This is a genomic window from Streptococcus parasanguinis, assembly GCF_015556095.1.
GTDB lineage: Bacteria > Bacillota > Bacilli > Lactobacillales > Streptococcaceae > Streptococcus > Streptococcus parasanguinis_Q.
This window is the reverse complement of record NZ_JADNLT010000003.1, coordinates 168,911-184,768: the sequence shown is the minus strand read 5'-3', so window position 1 is coordinate 184,768 and position 15,858 is coordinate 168,911. Positions and strand designations below refer to the sequence as shown.

Here is a 15,858-nt window from a genome sequence, read left to right as displayed (position 1 = left end):
TCATTTCAATTAAAGGTATCCATATTATACCACAATCCAAGTAAGATGAACACCTAAGGCGACGTGGTTGTAGCCGAATCCTCCAGGCCTGTTATTTCACTGATGGTGCGATTGCTTCCAAAGTGAATCGTAACTAAACGCGCATCAGAAAGTTTATAGTGAAAGGTTAAAAAAGACTCTGAACTCATCATACTCGACCAAGAAACACGGCTAGGAATTCCTACGGTATTCACAAGCTCTGCATAGCTGGTTCCTATTTTAATATTGGCAAAATCCTCTCTGTTCAAACTGCCATTTTTATTGGCTAATCGCTCACTGTTTAAGTTCTCAAAATTAAGAGAAGATAGACGGCTACCAATTATATTTGAAAGCAAAACAGATACAGAAGAAGGGGATCCTTCAGCCTCATAATCCAAGCTTGTCATGAAAGGACTGACACCACCTTCTTGGTAGGTTTCTTCCCCACTACTAGCCTTGCCCAGTACAGCTACCACATCCTGCGGAGACAGATAAGATGAAGAGGTACGGCCTTGATCCCCCTCACTTAAACCAGGAATCAGGGAAATCGCCTTCTCATAGGTCACTTGAAACTGAAATTCCCCCTCCGGAGCAATCAAGGTACTCGTACCACTCTTCAAGGTTTCCTTTCTGGTTCCATAAGACCGGCCAGTGCTTCCGTATTCACTAGTAGTAGAAGAAGGATGTTCCTCACTATGGATACCTCCTGAAGCTAGATAGGCAAATAATCCCAGCATGGCCAATAATCCAAAAAAGGCTGCCAGCGAAGACCCTCCACTATTAGAGGAAGGAGAGTAGGTTTTCGCCCAATCCGATTGGGAGTCTAGTACCGTTTGTCTTGGTTCTGAATGCCTGCCTCCCCCTATTGAAGCCAGGTCAGCTTCTGAAATCAAGCGGCTCCCACCCTGGTGCTCTACTTTTTTCTCAGCTGAAGGAGACTGCCCTATTGTATCTTGTGCTGGTGTTTCTGACCTTGCTTCTTCTGTTAGTGGTGTAGCAAGAACGACCTGAGCTGATTCGTCTTCAGGTGTAGCAAATGAGCCTTCCTTTGGATCATACGATTCCTTCTTCACACCAATCGCTGGTTCGTCTTTTCGTTCCTCTTCTTGTTTCACCTCTTCCTGAAAAGCAGGGACTTCTACCACTTCTGGCTCTTTTGTGAGCGTATCTTCTAGCTTCTCAGGACTTCCTTTTTCTAAGGGTGCTTCTTTCGGCTGGCCTTTCGAAAACCGACTCTGGTGCTCATTTCGTAGATGCGACCAGTCTTTATTTCCCATTGTCCTCTCCTTTTATTTAAAATGCTTCGGCTGATTTTTTTACTGTGCTGTAGATGTAGAGGAAGCTGGTGTGGTCGCTACCTCTTTCGATTTGATATCCTTGATGGTTTGCCGGCTATCAAAATGGATTTGAACCGTTTGAGAATCCGATAATCGATAGGTAAAGGAAGGCGCTTCCCCGTAACCTAAAAGCCCAGATACATATATTTCATCCGGAATCCCTACCGTATTGAGTAGGTCCAAATAAGGCATTCCGACCTTGATAGTGGCAAAATCGTCCTTCGTCAAGCTCCCATTCTTATTCGCAAATCGGTCACTTTTTAAGTGTTTCAAACTTAAAAGAGAGATCCTGTAAAAGGCACCTGTTTTTTCAAGAAGAACCTTCCCATCTGCATCCTTTGATTGGTAATCTAATGTCAGCAAAAAGGGACTGGAACTGCTATCACTATACGTTGCTTCCCCACTCCTCGCTTTACCTAATGCTGCAACGACATCTTGTGGGTCTACCGTCCCAAAAGAGGTCTTTTTTTCTTCCACTGCAAAATTAGGAATGAGAGACATGGCCTTTTCATAGGTTGGCTGAAATTGAAATTCATTAGCTGAGGCGATATAAGAACTATTTTCACTGGTCAGATATTCCGTTCTGATACCATCACGTGATAAACCATTGATCCCCTCACTCGAAGAAGATGAAGAAGAGCTTTTATTAACTTCGTTTTGAAGCACAAACACAAAAGCCATTAACAAGGCGAACCACCCAAAAAATCGCAAAAGCGAACCAATCCCCTCTTTTGAGGAAGAAGGGGAAGACGCCATCGTATCTGAATGGCTTCTAGTATCCTGATGATTGTCCATCCCTATTGAAGCAAGGTCAGCCTCTGAAATCAAGCGGCTCCCACCCTGGTGAGAGGAAGCTGCCTTGATGTCTGTCCGTTGATCGTCCAATGATGTCTCCTTTCTTATACCAACACCAATTTCTTGGCTTTTTTCTTGAATTCCATCACCACTTCTGGCTGTCCTGGTAGCTGGTAAGTCGCGCGATAGCCCATTCCGCCATCTGGCATTTCCCCCCAGACCAATCGTTGGGGATTTCCTAGTTTCTTAATGAGCTGGGCGAATTCTGTACCTTTTTTCTCTTTTTCAGTAGTGATTTCTTTCTCACTGTTTGTCTTCTCTTTTACATCCAACAAATTCGTCGCATCCACCATTGTCAAGCGATACCCCTGGTCTTTTTCCTGTTCAAACCACAAGGTTACACTTTTCTTGCCCTGATCGGTTTGCTTAGCCGCATAGGTTAAGACGAGAACCGTTTTATCCCCTTGGGCTGTCTTAGTGTAGCGAACTTTTTGAGCTTTTCCCCATTCCGTCACAACTGTTTCCAAGCGGGTTCCTGGTTGCTGACTCTGCTTAAGACGAACTTTCAAATTTGCCACAGCTTCGATGGTCCATTTAAACTGTTTGATTTCTTGTTCCTTGCTGACCAAATTCTTGTAATCCTTTGGCTGGAAATGAGTCAGGGTTTGGTCCTCCTTGGTATCGGTTCCTTGCTCTTGCACCTGGATGCTTGCAATCGCAAGTAACACTCCTAAAACAAAACACAAAAACGGCAGCAAGAGTTCTTTTCGATTCTTTTTCATCCACTCGATCATCTGCTTCACCCCTTCTTCGCCAAACGATATTGACCACTCTGGTCACGTTCAAAGGTTAAAGAGACCAGTCCATCTGTCACCTGATAAGACAGGGCTAGGACTTGCTTGTCCTTTGCAGAGGTCAAACTAAGAGAATTGGGAAGACCTGATTTTTTCAAGACATCTTCTACTGCTGTCCCCTTTTCCTTTTTTCCATCTAGCGTCTGATAGCCTGTAAAATCTGCCAGTTTTAAGTTCTTTTTGCTCTGATAGTGAGCCGATTGGGGCGCAAAGCCTTGAATCGAGCTCAAATAAAAAGTATCATCCTGCTTTTGAAATTCTATGGTATAAGGATGAATCCCCTGCACAGGAGTCCCATAGCCTAGCTGGACTTGCGCTCCAAAACTCGTATCTTCTTGTGTAAAACTCGCTGCTTTTCCAATTTTTTTGACGAATGCAGATAAAGTCACCCAATTTTTTTGTGTCTTTCCTTCTCCCCTTGCAAGGTCCAATGACAACAAGTCTTCTAAAGCCGGCTCTTTGGAAGAAGACGCAACAAATTGCTGGCTGTCTTCTTGCATGCGAGACAAACTCAACAAGCGATCTTTGGGCAAGGTTTTCACTGGATGAATCATAAACACCAAGCAAACACCAACCATAAAAGCCAGCAAAGCACTTGCAGCTTTTTGGAGGATCCGCTTATGATGTTCTATCCACTGTTTCAATTCTTCCATCCTTCATGCTCTTTCTATTCAAACTCTTTCTATTGTATAGAAAATTAGCGTATTTGTCTCGTCTTATCCCAAAAAAGAGGCGCTTGCCTCTTTCTTTTATTCAGTGATTTAGTAGCTGTCTTTACTGCTCAAGAGAAAATCTCCATTTTCTTGGCGAATAAAGGTCAAATCTACATAGTCCCCGTTTTTCTTTTGGAAGTCCATGACCAATTCTATCTCGTCTGAATCATCAGATGAACTCACCGTCAGATTGACTGCATCACCGTATTTTTCTAAAAGCTCTTTGTAAGAGGTTCCTCCAGCACCGGTCTCACTATTTCCAACTTTGAATCCATCTGCAAAGTTGTCCTCAACCGTAAGATTTTTCCCAAATTGATTAAATTCAAATTTGACAAGCTGGAATTCTTTCCCTTTCTTAGAGTAAGTCGCTTTGACCTCTTTATTATAAGAGTTATCATCCCAAAATAATTTCAATTCTCCACTTTCAAATTGAACGGAGCTAGCTTTCCCATAAGCTTCAATCATTTCCTCAGGAGTCTCCCCAGCATCACTTCCTGTTAAAAACTGAAGTTGCTCGATATCAGACTGTTTCCAGCTAAAATCAACTTCCGCGTCTTCTGCGGTCAATTGATCCAAATCGATATTGGAAGACGAACCAGACTGGTTACCTGACCAAGAAGTCTGCTTTCTAGATGATGACGTGCTAGGGCTAGCATGACCAATCAAATAACCACTGACTCCACCGATAAGAAGCCCAACTAAAATCCCAAGGGCAAAACGAATCGCCTTCTTGTCTGCAGTATCCATCGGTCTTCCAACAGGAGAAAGAGGAGCTTGTGGAATAGGTGTCTCAGGAACAGGCACTGTTTGCGGACCAATTGGTTCAGCTGCCATGTTTTGAGGAGCTTGAGGCGCAGGCTGGAATGGAGGAGTCGGTTGGGGAGCGGCAACTACATCCGGATGTTCTCCAACAGTCACTTCATCCACCTTTGGAAGCTCCACTGCTTCTGACATAGCTAGCTTGTCTGCCTCTTCTTTCATTGCTTCCGTCTCCGTCACTGAAAGACCACTAGCTTCTGGAACGACCAAGTCTTCGGCTTCTTCTTTTGGGACAAAGGCTGGCGCAGCCACATCAAATTGAGGCGCACCCTCTACGGGAGTATGTTTCATAAATTGTTCTTGATCTTTCTCGGACATTTCGAATTCTCCTTTTTATTCTTCTCTTCTACTATAACATAAAACCAAGCAAGGACCAACTCCTGTCTGTTTAGACTGAAAAAGATCGGACCTTTTAGAAACTTCTATTAAAATTTCTTTCGAAGGGTGACAATCGCAATCAGATTACCATATGATCGAGAAACATAACTAGATCGTGTTTTTATAATTGATTCCAGGGGACAAAAATATGAGTTTGTTTAGCAAGTAAAAAAACGACCTCTTGCGAGATCGTTTTATCCATCAATTAAAGACGAGCGTTGAGTTCTGCTCCAAGTTCTTCAAATCCTGGTTTACCAAGAAGGGCAAACATGTTTTTCTTGTAAGCTTCAACACCTGGTTGGTCAAATGGGTTAATCGCGTTCAAGTAACCTGAAAGGGCGATGGCCAACTCGAAGAAGTAGATGGCATAACCAAGAGTGAAGGCATCTTGCTCAGGAAGAGTTACGTACATGTTTGGCACGTCACCGTCTGTGTGGGCAAGAAGAACACCGTCAGTTGCTTTTTTGTTTACAAAGTCAACGTCTTTCCCTTGAAGGTAACCAAGTCCATCAAGGTCTTCTTCCAATGTAGGGATGATCACGTTCTTACGTGGTTTGTCCACACGGACAACTGTTTCAAACATGATACGAGTTCCTTCTTGGATAAATTGACCCAATGAGTGCAAGTCTGTTGAGAAGTTTGCTGAAGTTGGGTAAATACCTTTTTGGTCTTTTCCTTCTGTTCAGGCACACCTTATGGATGCATCTGCTGGAAATTCCCTTGCACTGGCTGGCTAGTTTGATTGACTTCAAGCTCTTTGCGCTTGACCTTGACCGTCTTTTTCTGGCATGCTTTTATCCTTATAAATTTTGTTGATTTGTCATATTGCGAAAACATTGAAAAACAATGACAAATTTTACAATATTAAAACATAAATTATTTTCCCTATCAAAAAGGGAGTGGGAAAGAACTTCAAACAAGTTAAAAAGTTCATCTTCCCACCCCCGCACAGTTGATCAGGCAATCTTTGGGGCTTAAAAAGCGAAGGAAGATGCCAATCAACCACCGCGTCATCTATTTTTTCTAATTTAGACCCAGAAGCCTGGACTTTTTGTCCAAGCTCTGAATCAATTTTTTTGACTTTTATGTTTCTAAATTGCTTGATTTTAAATTTTGTTATGGTCAAGCAGTTTCGAAAATCTGAATGGTAGAGTCCTTTTCAATTACTACTGCTTGGTCTGCTGCAACATGGAGAGTGCCCGGCAGGCTGCCCTCTTTTGAACCATCAAAAGAAATCGTGATATGGCCCAGTCCAGTTAAATTTTTTTCTACTACATTTCCTACGGCAGTAATCGAATATTCCTGACTATCTACCACCAGCTTTCCACCTTCTAGTATTGCACCTAGAAGATTTTTGTTATCGATTTTAAAACAATACTCTGCTAAGTCTTCCGGAGCTTCTTCTCCAAACAAAATGAGCATATTGGCATCTTGAATCATATTCTGAGCTTCAGGCCCCACTTGAATTACTTTAGCTTCAAAAATTTTCTTCATCTAATTCCTATTCATCCTTTCTCAAATCTGTCATAAACTTATGCTTATAGATAAGTTTAACATAATAGTTGCTATGTTTACGTGCATCTATCAAAGGTTTACTGATAAAGGCCAATACTAGCTATCCAAGCTACTAGCACCCGCGGAACACCATTGAGAAAGCGTGAATAAAGCACAGAAGGGACACCAACCTCAACTGTTTCAGCCTTGGCTTCAGATAGACCGAGTGCTACAGGAATGAAATCACAACCGTTTTGAGTGTTGATAGCAAATATAGCTGGCAGAGCCATTTGGGGCGGAATATTCCCTTTGCCGATTTCAACTCCAATTAAGGTTCCAATAATCTGACTGATAACAGCTCCGGGGCCTAACAAAGGAGATAGGAATGGCAAGGAACAGATAAAGCCAATCAAAATGAGTCCCCAGATGTTCCCAGCTAGGGGAACCATTAATTTTGCCAGCCAATTTCCAACACCTGAACCTTGAATAACCCCAATCAGCAAGGAAACAAAGGCCATGAAAGGAATGATCGTGTTGAGCATTGTTTGGATGGCTTCACGAGCAGCCTGGTTGAAAGTCGCAACGACCTTCCCAGCGCCCATCCCAATTCTTGCTACAATACTTGTTTCAGCTTTTTGCTCTGTAATTTTTTTACTAGTATCGTAAGTTGGCTTTTCTGTTACCACAGTTGTCGCTTTTTCGTCTTCATTAGCAGCAGAAATTTGATTAAGGCCAACTGCTGACACATAGATTTCCTCGGTTATATATTGAGCTAGAGGCCCACTTTTCCCTGTAGCTACAATATTTATTGTAGGGATCCCCTTTTTAGGATAAATACCACAGCGAAGAGTACCGCCACAATCCACGATTGCTAAAGCAATTTCCTCATCTGGGATAGAAGTTTTAAACCCATTAACAGCTTCCATACCGGTCAAATCAGCAATTTTATCCACAATATCTGGCTTTTCTCCTCCGCCAGTGATATAGATGAATTTATGCTTAGCTTCACTAGGTGTAATGACCAAAGGTCCTCCGAAACCGCCATTTCCTTTAACAACTTTTATACTCTTATATGACATAATTTCACTCTTTCTATAAATCAAATGTTTTACTCAAGGTAACACCTTGCTGTTTTGCTACATAAGCAGTTGTAAAATCGGTCACCCAACCGCCTACAAAGTTCATGACAAGCCCAACAAGCATGTAACGAATGGCTAAGTCCATTTGACTTAAACCTAAAGTTTGAATTCCTGTTGCAATTCCCATCCATACAAACAATTCCCCAGGATTGATATGCGGAAATACACCATTTGAAGTATGGCAGAACTGCATCTGAGCTGCTACAAAACTAGGTTTATAATATTCTGGTAAGAAACGTCCCATACTGATTGCCATCGGATTCCCCAGCATAAAGGCTGAAATGAAAGGTAAAATCATATACCGGCTAACAGGATTTTTGGCAGAAATCTTAGCCAGGGAATTGACCTTCTCTTCTCCCAAGAAAGCGATAAGGGTATTCATTGCAATCAATAGCATTAAGACAAGCGGTACAATATTTGTCATCCAGCTAATAAAGGTTTCTCCACCTAATTGGAAGAGTTTCATAAAACTCTCTGCAAAATTTGTAATGTGATTCATAAGGAACTCCCTTTCTTATTTTTTTTAAATAACTGTTTAATAGATAATTGTAAGTAATTCGCATAAAAGCCGAATCCCAGAAAAGAATCAGATGAACTTGTCTCTTTCTCAATACCTGCCTCATGCCAAAGATAGACTTTTCTAGCATCTTCTATGGCTGATTGCATCAACTTATTTTCTTTTCTCACAAGAGGATTATACTTGTCAAAATAATGGATGTCTTCTCCAACATAATCGTCCATATTTTGAAAACGTGCTAAGATTGTGACTCCTTGCATTTTGCTAGCTTTAAGAACCCGACCGTTTTCATCAACCGCGAACATGACAATCGTACCGGATTTGATTCTTCCGGACTTCCTGCCAATCGCTACGCGCCCCAGTCTTCGGAGCATCGTATAGGTCTTATTGAAGTCTTTGAGTTGCTGCCAGCCGAGGAACATTTGAAATATATAAGCTGCCATGACAAATACAGCGAAAATTATTAGCGAATTCATTAAAATACTCCTTTGCTCTTAGAAAATGATAGAAACTCTGTCTCTGTTTCTACAGCCCTCAATGCTTCTTTTAGAGAAGGCTCTCCTGCAATTCGAAAAATGTCGTCATACAATTCCAGCAATTCACTCTCCATTTTGCTTTCAATTTCTGAGGGAATGGCGACTAGAAAGATAAATTCAATCCAATCATCTCCTTTTTGATAAGGCTCTTCTAGCTTTCCAAACATTAAAATAGTCTTTGCATAACCCTGGTTAATTGTATGGGGGAAGGCAATTCCTCCACCAAAAATGGTTGATTGTTTTTTCTCCCTATCAATTATCCGATTTCTAAAACCTTCATCAATCATCTGAAGTTTCTCTAACTCTGCAACCATATTTAGCAAGTATTGCTGATAGGTTTTTTGGGGACTCAACCGAAGAAAACGTAAGCTGACTGTTTCTAGATTTTTTTGATGAAAAGCATTGGCCCTCTGCCATTCTTCCCGCAGCCATTGATCATCAAAAAGATGATTAACTTGAATGACTGGAGATTTAGAATCTTTATATTTTAGAGGAACTGTCGTAAAAATCGCGAAATAGTCCTGATTCAAATCCAGATTAAAATCCTCTTCAGAATACTGAGTAATGTCTACATCATTTCCAAGGATTCGTCTGAGTTGCTGAATAATCATCGCAGCAGTTCCTCTTCCTGTTGTGCAAACTACTGCTATCTGCTTGCGAGAACCATTTACAACAGAGTTTTGCTTTCTTAAAATCATTTCAAAATACAAAGCCAGATATCCGATTTCAGATAATTCCAATTCAGAACCAAAAATTGCAGACAGTTCTTCTCCAGCAATTTTCGCCATTTCAAAAGCAAAAGGATATTGAGTTTGAACCTCGCCATGGAATATATCATTAGCTTGCACATGGAAAATCAGTCGATTGATTAAGGGGCCTAGATGAGACTTGATTTCTTCAAATAATTCTTCATCATCAAAGTTAACCAACATTGTTTCTTTGACTTTCTTGACAATCCCTTGAAAAATGTTTGCAAGCTGTTCAGATTGATAAGACGGCTTGCTTAAAGTGTCAATAAAACGGATATTAAACGGAAAACACAAAAAGTCTATTTCAAACTGACTGAGGGAAATCTTATAAGTCATCTCAATATGATAGATTAATTTTTCAACCAAAGGTGTCTCTGTTAAATCATTCCTATAGTAAGGAATAGGGCAACTCAACACCCTAGATGCATAAATACGCTCCACCATAATTGAAATTGTCTTTCGAAGGAGTTCCTTTGTTTCTTTCGGGATTTTATACTCCTGGAGTAGCGTCTCCAGAAAAGAAGATGTTGCCTCGGTGAGTGTCTTTCCTTCAAAGTAAGGGGCCACTTGGTGAATATAGAGCAAGCGCAAATTCAGCTCGGACCCCAAGACCTCCAGCCCACGGTTGGGCTTTCCTGAAATAGTGATAGAGTAACTCTCTGCCAAAGATTTTACTTGTTTTAAATCCTTATTAAGGGTACTTCTACTAACACCTGCCTCCTCAGCCAAGTCGTCAATAAGAAGAGGGGAGGTTGACTTAATTAAACGTTTTAGTAAATAGGCAATTCTTTTACTGGAAGAATTGAAGTCACTCTCCCGTTTTAAACTACCAGATAAAATCCTTTCCAACTCAGTATAGTCATACACCTCTAACATTAACTTATCATCTTGTGAGATAATCTGGATACTCGGAGCCAAAACATCATTTAATTGTTGGATACTCTTTTGCAAGGTTTGCATACTAATATCCAGCTCTGAGCGCATATCTACCAAGGAATAAGTTGGCTGTGAGACCATTTTTTCTAAAATGTTATACCATCGATTTACTATGGTCAACTCTCTTCCTCACCTTCATTTTTTTAACCGCGAGTTTTCCCCCCGGCAATATTTGTAGTGACTCCAGTTATATAGCTAGAACGGTCTGAAATATAGAATGCTACAAGGTCAGCTACTTCCCGTAGTTTACCACTTCGTCCCAAAGGAGTTGTTGAAGTTGAAGCATAACCAGCTCGAATATCTTCTACCGTCTTTCCACGGGTATAAGCAAGAGCTTCCTCATAAGAAAGAGTTCGAAGTCCCGTAGCTTCCATAATTCCTGGAGCAATTCCAACCACACGTACACCATGCTTACCCAGCTCTTTTGCCCATGAACGAGTGTAACTATAGACTGCTGCTTTTGTGGCAGCATAGGCACTTTGTCCTTCAGAACCTTCCAAGCCTGCTTCTGAAGCCATGTTCACAATTACACCTTTTCCATTTTTCACTAAAATACGTCCCACTGCCTGACTAACCAGATACAAACCTTTTTGATTAATCATCGTTACTTTTTCGAACGTCTCATCGTCCAATTCGTAAGGACCTTTAGGATTTTCTGCATCGATTAATAATCTAGGGATATTAATCCCTGCATTATTGACCACTGCATCAATATTGCCAAATCTTTCAACTATTTTGGCAACACCCTCTTCTACTTCAGAGCGAGAAGTTACATCAACTTTTACAAATAATAGATTTGGATGACGCAAATCGTTGTCGCTAAGATCGAAATTCGCTACATTGACACCTAATTCCAGCAATTCTTCAACGATTGCCTTACCGATCCCAGATGACGCGCCAGTCACAAGAACTGTTTTGCCTTTTATGTTTAACCAATCATTCATTTTGATACCTCTCAAATTTTATTTACAAGGCAATTATACAGCGCTTTCATAAAAGAATTAAGACACTCTTTTTTATACTGTTCAAAAAAATAATAAACTAATTATGAGGCTTGTACTAAAAAATCCACAAGAAATGAACTTGTGGATCTCTTTTTATACTCTAAATGAACTCAAGGCATATAAGAATCAAAGGCGTGCATTCAACTCAGCACCCAGCTCTTCAAAGCCTGGTTTTCCAAGAAGGGCAAACATGTTTTTCTTATAAGCCTCAACTCCAGGCTGGTCAAATGGATTGATACCATTCAGGTAGCCAGAAAGAGCAATAGCCAACTCAAAGAAGTAAATAGTGTAGCCCAAAGTGAACTCATCTTGCTCAGGCAGTGTCACAAACATATTTGGAACTCCACCATCAGTGTGTGCTAACAGCACTCCATCTGTAGCTTTTTTATTGACAAAGTCAACATCTTTTCCTTGCAAGTAGCCAAGACCGTCCAAGTCTTCTGCCAATTCAGGAATCAGCACATTTTTGCGAGGTTTATCTACACGTACAACTGTTTCAAAGAGGATACGGGTACCTTCCTGGATAAATTGTCCCAGAGAGTGCAAGTCTGTTGAGAAGTTGGCTGAAGTTGGGTAAATCCCTTTTTGGTCTTTCCCTTCTGACTCACCAGCCAGTTGCTTCCACCACTCAGAGAAGTATTGTAGAGATGGTTCATAGTTAGCTAGAACTTCTGTCAGATAACCTTTACGGTACAAGATATTGCGTACAACTGCATATTGATATGCTTCATTTTCAGCCAACTTATCAGAAGCATAAGCCTTGCGAGCAGCATTTGCTCCTTCCATTAACTTGCTGATATCAGTCCCTGCAGCTGCGATTGGCAAGAGTCCCACTGCTGTCAATACTGTAAAACGACCACCTACACTATCAGGCACTACAAAAGTATCCCAGCCATTAGCATCTGCTTCAACCTTAACTGCACCTTTAGCGCGGTCTGTAGTTGCATAAATCCGTTTATTTGCTTCTTCCTGACCATACTTCTTAACCAAGAGTTCTTTGAAGACACGGAAAGCAATAGCAGGCTCTGTAGTCGTTCCTGACTTAGAAATAACGTTGACAGAGAAATCTTTGTCTGATACATAGTCTACCAAATCAGCCAAATAGCTTGAAGAAATAGAATTTCCAGCATAGAGGATTTGAGGTGCCTTGCGTTCTTCCTTGCTTTGTAGATTTACAAAAGAATTATTCAAGAAATCAATAGCTGCACGAGCTCCTAAATAGGAACCACCAATACCGATTACGATCAATACCTCACTATCAGATTGGATTTTAGCAGCAGCCTTTTGAATACGAGCAAATTCATCTTTGTCATATTCTTCAGGCAAGTTCAACCAGCCAGTCATTTCTGCCCCAGGACCTGTACCATTTCGCAGAGCAGAATCTGCAGCAGTCACTTGAGGCTGCATATAATCTAGTTCATGTGGTGCTACAAATTTATCTAACACCTTTGAGTAGTCAAATTTAATATGTGACATGTTTATCCTCCAATTGTTCTTTTCTTTTATGATAACGCTTTAAGAAAAAATAAGCAAGTGCTTTCACTATTTTAAAACGTTTACATTTTATATTCTATACTATTTTTCTAAATAAGCTAACCTTAGGACATAACCGAGAGCACTCGTTTGCGTAAGACAACAAATTTTAGGCCTATTGAGAAGAACAATTTTGATTGACAAGAAAACAAATACGCTTCTTAAGATTGGATGTCAGCTGAATTCATTTCAGGTCCGTTCAAACTAGATTCGCTGCTCCAATATTCATCTGCACCTTTTAGGCTTGATTCATTATACTTCGGAACCTAGTTCTCACTTTGTTCGAACTGCGTCAATGCACCTAAGTTCATCCGCGTCCGTTGGACTTGATTCACTAAGGGCTATCATAGGTTTACAGCTTTTTCCCTAGCGGGAAAAACTGCATCCATTGCTCTAGGATTCTTCTGCGTCCCTTGGACTTGACTCATCAAGAGCAATAGAAAAGAGCACACAGTTCACTTCGCTTAGGGCTGCTGGATTCCTCCCCTGACCCGCTTCACGCAGAACTGTTGCTCCACTAATTAGTATAACACAAACTTTCTTTTTTGGCTAATTTTCTTTACTTTTTCCTGCGATTTCTGAAAAAGTTCTGCATAATCGCCGCACATTCTTCTTCTAAAAGGCCGCTTTCAACCTCTACGCGATGATTCAACCGCTCATCCGTCAGGATATCGTAGAGACTGCCCCCAGCACCGAACTTCTGATTGGTCGCCCCGTAAATCACCTGGGGAATGCGAGCCAGACCGATGGCGCCACTGCACATGACACAGGGCTCAATCGTGACAAAAAGCGTCGTATCCAGCAGGCGCCAGCTATTTTCACGCTGATTGGCCTCCTCGATCGCCATGATTTCCGCATGCATGACCGCCCGCTGCAGCTCCTCACGCGCATTATGTCCACGCCCGATAATCTGACCATCCTTGACCAAGACACAGCCAATCGGTATTTCATCATTGGCGAGGGCAATCTCCGCCTCCTTCAGGGCTTCCCTCATAAACATCGCTTTTTCCTCTATCGTGTAGTCCATCTCTTCCTTCTTCCTTTTAGTTTCTTTGTTCATTATACCATAGGCAGCTTACGACTCACAAAAAAAGCCGCCGATTGGGCGACTCTTATGGGAGATTATTATGAAAAAGTTTAGGAGGTTTAAACAAAGTTAGGAGGTCTTTGTTTATGCTTCTAGTATAGCTGGCCTATCTTAAATAAAGCTTAAGTTCTCTGAGTATTGATGATTTTGGAAATATCACCACTTAGAATCTCAAAAATATCTGACAAATTGCTGGCTTACTACTATCCGCTTTGTCGCAGAACCAACTATTGTGGCATCGCTCATCCTTTACGTAACTCAAGGATTTGGTCATAGCGCTCTTCTTCATCAATATGATGGGCTATTTCTAGTACCGTGATCGGCAAAGAAAAGATTAGGTCTCTAACCAGACGACTATTTTTTTCGTCCAAAGCTGATGTCACTTCGTCCGCTAATAAAATATCCTTCTCGCGTAAGAGAAAACGAGCCAACTCTAATCTGACACGCTGACCTCCTGAAATGTTTTCACCATTATTATGAATTTCTACATTCAAAATATCCTGAAATTCATCTATTAAGCCAACTCGGTCCAATACCTCCAATAATTCATGGTCCTGAAAAGGCTGACCAAAAGTTAGATTATAGCGGATAGTATCGTTAAACAGGAAGGGATGCTGGCTAATTAAACCGATATTCCCTTGGAAATGACTCGTTATTTGATTTCCATCATACTGAACGAAAATGTCACCCTCATCACATACTTCTTCTCCTAAAATCAAGCGAAAAAGAGTCGTCTTTCCAGACCCGCTCGGTCCTTTGATTAAGACCTTCTGACCTACTGAAATCGTCGCCGTCAAATCAGAAAAAAGCTGACGTTCAGCAAAACTTTTTGAAATATGATTTAAGCGCAACGATTCGAGATTTTCAACAAATTGATCCTTTGTCTCTTCGAAATCAGGTTCTTCCTCGATAATCTTAAACAGGCGGTTCGCAGTCGGCAAGGCACCTTGGAGATTGGCTGCACTGTACATCAGAGTTTGGATCGGTTCTACCAGCATCCCCGCAGCAACATACATAGAGATGAGGCTTGTAATAGAAATAGAATTTCCCTGTAAACTCAAATAAAAGCCTAAAGCAAGAGGAACAACCTGACTAAAAAAGACCATAAATCCATTAAAGAAAAAAATAATATTATGTGTGAAACAAAATCTTTGGATGGCTTTTTGATATTCTCCGTTTAAATCATTCACGCGCTCTTCATTCAGCCTCATGGCCTGATTAATCCGTAAGGTTTGGCTGCCTTGCATACTATCCGAGACAAGCCCATGTAATTTCGTTCTAAGCTTGGACCAGCTGTCTCCCGAATCTTGTAAACGACGATTCATGATGAACTGAGGAATAGGTCTCATAATCGTAAAAATGACAAAAATAAGTCCTAAGAGAAAATTTTGTGAAACAATATAAATGGCTGTAACAAGGGCGACAAATCCCCAACTCACCATAACATTTATATTTTCCAAATAATTATCGCCCACATATTCCATATCTTGAGTTAGCAGACTAACTTTTTCATCATTGGAAAATTTAGGATTCAATATGACTTTCTTAAATAAAAGGGCACGGACACTTTTGTTGATTTCTCTTCGGAATATATTGTGCGAATGGTTTGAAAACAGCATCAGACTATAAATAACAAGATAGACAGACAAACCAAATAAAACAAAATTGAGAATTTTTCCATAAGAAAGGCCGTCTTGATCTAACTTCAAGGCCTTCGTTAAAATCAGAGGTTGCGCCAACACCAAACCACTATTCACAATACGCCCTAAAAAAATAGGAAAAAGATACTTCTTATCAATGTACTTATAAATATTTCTCATAATTATCATCCATCAAAATAGAGGGCTAGCACAACCCTCTTCTCTAATTTATTTAAAATCGTGATTATTTACAATCACAATTATAGTTAAATACTCTAGGTTTAGCATTCATTTTGTCATCGAATTTGT

At 40.7% G+C, this 15,858-nt stretch carries 14 protein-coding genes, 1 other RNA gene and 1 pseudogene; all 16 read right to left on the bottom strand.

All coding sequences use genetic code 11. The features are described from left to right. Positions 1-53: 53 nt before the first annotated feature. Positions 54-1,295, bottom strand: a complete 1,242-nt coding sequence (locus tag I2E70_RS05045) for a hypothetical protein (protein WP_195423770.1) — start codon at positions 1,293-1,295, stop codon at positions 54-56. Positions 1,296-1,334: 39 nt separating this feature from the next. After that, positions 1,335-2,240 carry a hypothetical protein gene (locus tag I2E70_RS05040; protein ID WP_150906654.1) on the bottom strand — a complete coding sequence of 302 codons (906 nt, stop codon included), beginning with the start codon at positions 2,238-2,240 and terminating at the stop codon, positions 1,335-1,337. Positions 2,241-2,254: 14 nt separating this feature from the next. Beyond that, on the bottom strand, positions 2,255-2,944 hold the full coding sequence (locus tag I2E70_RS05035; RefSeq protein WP_150906656.1) for a hypothetical protein: 690 nt from the start codon (positions 2,942-2,944) through the stop codon (positions 2,255-2,257). A 5-nt stretch (positions 2,945-2,949) separates the two neighbouring features. Further along, positions 2,950-3,657 carry a hypothetical protein gene (locus I2E70_RS05030; protein WP_150906658.1) on the bottom strand — a complete coding sequence of 236 codons (708 nt, stop codon included), beginning with the start codon at positions 3,655-3,657 and terminating at the stop codon, positions 2,950-2,952. Positions 3,658-3,765: 108 nt separating this feature from the next. Further along, positions 3,766-4,854 (bottom strand): hypothetical protein, encoded by a 1,089-nt coding sequence (locus tag I2E70_RS05025; RefSeq protein ID WP_195423767.1) that lies wholly within the window; start codon positions 4,852-4,854, stop codon positions 3,766-3,768. Positions 4,855-5,119: 265 nt separating this feature from the next. After that, a pseudogene (pgi, locus tag I2E70_RS05020) lies at positions 5,120-5,596 on the bottom strand (glucose-6-phosphate isomerase); the annotation flags it as partial. Between the two features lie 440 nt (positions 5,597-6,036). Beyond that, positions 6,037-6,408: a PTS glucitol/sorbitol transporter subunit IIA gene (locus I2E70_RS05015; protein WP_008808177.1), complete on the bottom strand. Its 372-nt coding sequence runs from the start codon at positions 6,406-6,408 to the stop codon at positions 6,037-6,039. A 98-nt stretch (positions 6,409-6,506) separates the two neighbouring features. Beyond that, positions 6,507-7,487 (bottom strand): PTS glucitol/sorbitol transporter subunit IIB, encoded by a 981-nt coding sequence (locus tag I2E70_RS05010; protein WP_020992831.1) that lies wholly within the window; start codon positions 7,485-7,487, stop codon positions 6,507-6,509. A 13-nt stretch (positions 7,488-7,500) separates the two neighbouring features. Beyond that, entirely contained in the window at positions 7,501-8,046 is a 546-nt protein-coding gene (locus tag I2E70_RS05005; RefSeq protein ID WP_001015684.1) for a PTS glucitol/sorbitol transporter subunit IIC, read from the bottom strand. After that, positions 8,043-8,540 (bottom strand): transcriptional regulator GutM, encoded by a 498-nt coding sequence (locus I2E70_RS05000; protein WP_001086645.1) that lies wholly within the window; start codon positions 8,538-8,540, stop codon positions 8,043-8,045. Before I2E70_RS05000 ends, I2E70_RS05005 begins: the two co-directional genes overlap by 4 nt. Next, the gene (locus tag I2E70_RS04995; protein ID WP_080981318.1) at positions 8,540-10,366 is read right to left on the bottom strand and encodes a BglG family transcription antiterminator; all 1,827 of its coding nucleotides are present in this window, start codon (positions 10,364-10,366) and stop codon (positions 8,540-8,542) included. Before I2E70_RS04995 ends, I2E70_RS05000 begins: the two co-directional genes overlap by 1 nt. A gap of 62 nt (positions 10,367-10,428) precedes the next feature. After that, complete coding sequence (locus tag I2E70_RS04990; protein WP_001000837.1) at positions 10,429-11,229, bottom strand: SDR family oxidoreductase; 801 nt, start codon at positions 11,227-11,229, stop codon at positions 10,429-10,431. Between the two features lie 186 nt (positions 11,230-11,415). Further along, complete coding sequence (locus tag I2E70_RS04985) at positions 11,416-12,765, bottom strand: glucose-6-phosphate isomerase (RefSeq protein ID WP_195423765.1); 1,350 nt, start codon at positions 12,763-12,765, stop codon at positions 11,416-11,418. A gap of 485 nt (positions 12,766-13,250) precedes the next feature. Then, positions 13,251-13,349, bottom strand: an RNA gene (gene ffs / locus I2E70_RS04980) — signal recognition particle sRNA small type. Positions 13,350-13,381: 32 nt separating this feature from the next. Beyond that, positions 13,382-13,849 carry a tRNA adenosine(34) deaminase TadA gene (tadA, locus tag I2E70_RS04975; RefSeq protein WP_195423763.1) on the bottom strand — a complete coding sequence of 156 codons (468 nt, stop codon included), beginning with the start codon at positions 13,847-13,849 and terminating at the stop codon, positions 13,382-13,384. Between the two features lie 302 nt (positions 13,850-14,151). Next, positions 14,152-15,729, bottom strand: coding sequence for an ATP-binding cassette domain-containing protein (locus I2E70_RS04970; RefSeq protein ID WP_049498605.1), 1,578 nt, complete (start codon positions 15,727-15,729; stop codon positions 14,152-14,154). Between the last annotated feature and the right edge of the window lie 129 nt (positions 15,730-15,858).

Bases quoted from the DNA above. Each gene is read 5' to 3' on its own strand.
- I2E70_RS05045 (WP_195423770.1), bottom strand. From the start codon at position 1,295: ATGGGAAATAAAGACTGGTCGCATCTACGAAATGAGCACCAGAGTCGG.
- I2E70_RS05035 (WP_150906656.1), bottom strand. From the start codon at position 2,944: ATGATCGAGTGGATGAAAAAGAATCGAAAAGAACTCTTGCTGCCGTTT.
- I2E70_RS05030 (WP_150906658.1), bottom strand. From the start codon at position 3,657: ATGGAAGAATTGAAACAGTGGATAGAACATCATAAGCGGATCCTCCAA.
- I2E70_RS05025 (WP_195423767.1), bottom strand. From the start codon at position 4,854: ATGTCCGAGAAAGATCAAGAACAATTTATGAAACATACTCCCGTAGAG.
- I2E70_RS05015 (WP_008808177.1), bottom strand. From the start codon at position 6,408: ATGAAGAAAATTTTTGAAGCTAAAGTAATTCAAGTGGGGCCTGAAGCT.
- I2E70_RS05010 (WP_020992831.1), bottom strand. From the start codon at position 7,487: ATGTCATATAAGAGTATAAAAGTTGTTAAAGGAAATGGCGGTTTCGGA.
- I2E70_RS05005 (WP_001015684.1), bottom strand. From the start codon at position 8,046: ATGAATCACATTACAAATTTTGCAGAGAGTTTTATGAAACTCTTCCAA.
- I2E70_RS05000 (WP_001086645.1), bottom strand. From the start codon at position 8,540: ATGAATTCGCTAATAATTTTCGCTGTATTTGTCATGGCAGCTTATATA.
- I2E70_RS04995 (WP_080981318.1), bottom strand. From the start codon at position 10,366: ATGGTCTCACAGCCAACTTATTCCTTGGTAGATATGCGCTCAGAGCTG.
- I2E70_RS04990 (WP_001000837.1), bottom strand. From the start codon at position 11,229: ATGAATGATTGGTTAAACATAAAAGGCAAAACAGTTCTTGTGACTGGC.
- I2E70_RS04985 (WP_195423765.1), bottom strand. From the start codon at position 12,765: ATGTCACATATTAAATTTGACTACTCAAAGGTGTTAGATAAATTTGTA.
- tadA (WP_195423763.1), bottom strand. From the start codon at position 13,849: ATGGACTACACGATAGAGGAAAAAGCGATGTTTATGAGGGAAGCCCTG.
- I2E70_RS04970 (WP_049498605.1), bottom strand. From the start codon at position 15,729: ATGAGAAATATTTATAAGTACATTGATAAGAAGTATCTTTTTCCTATT.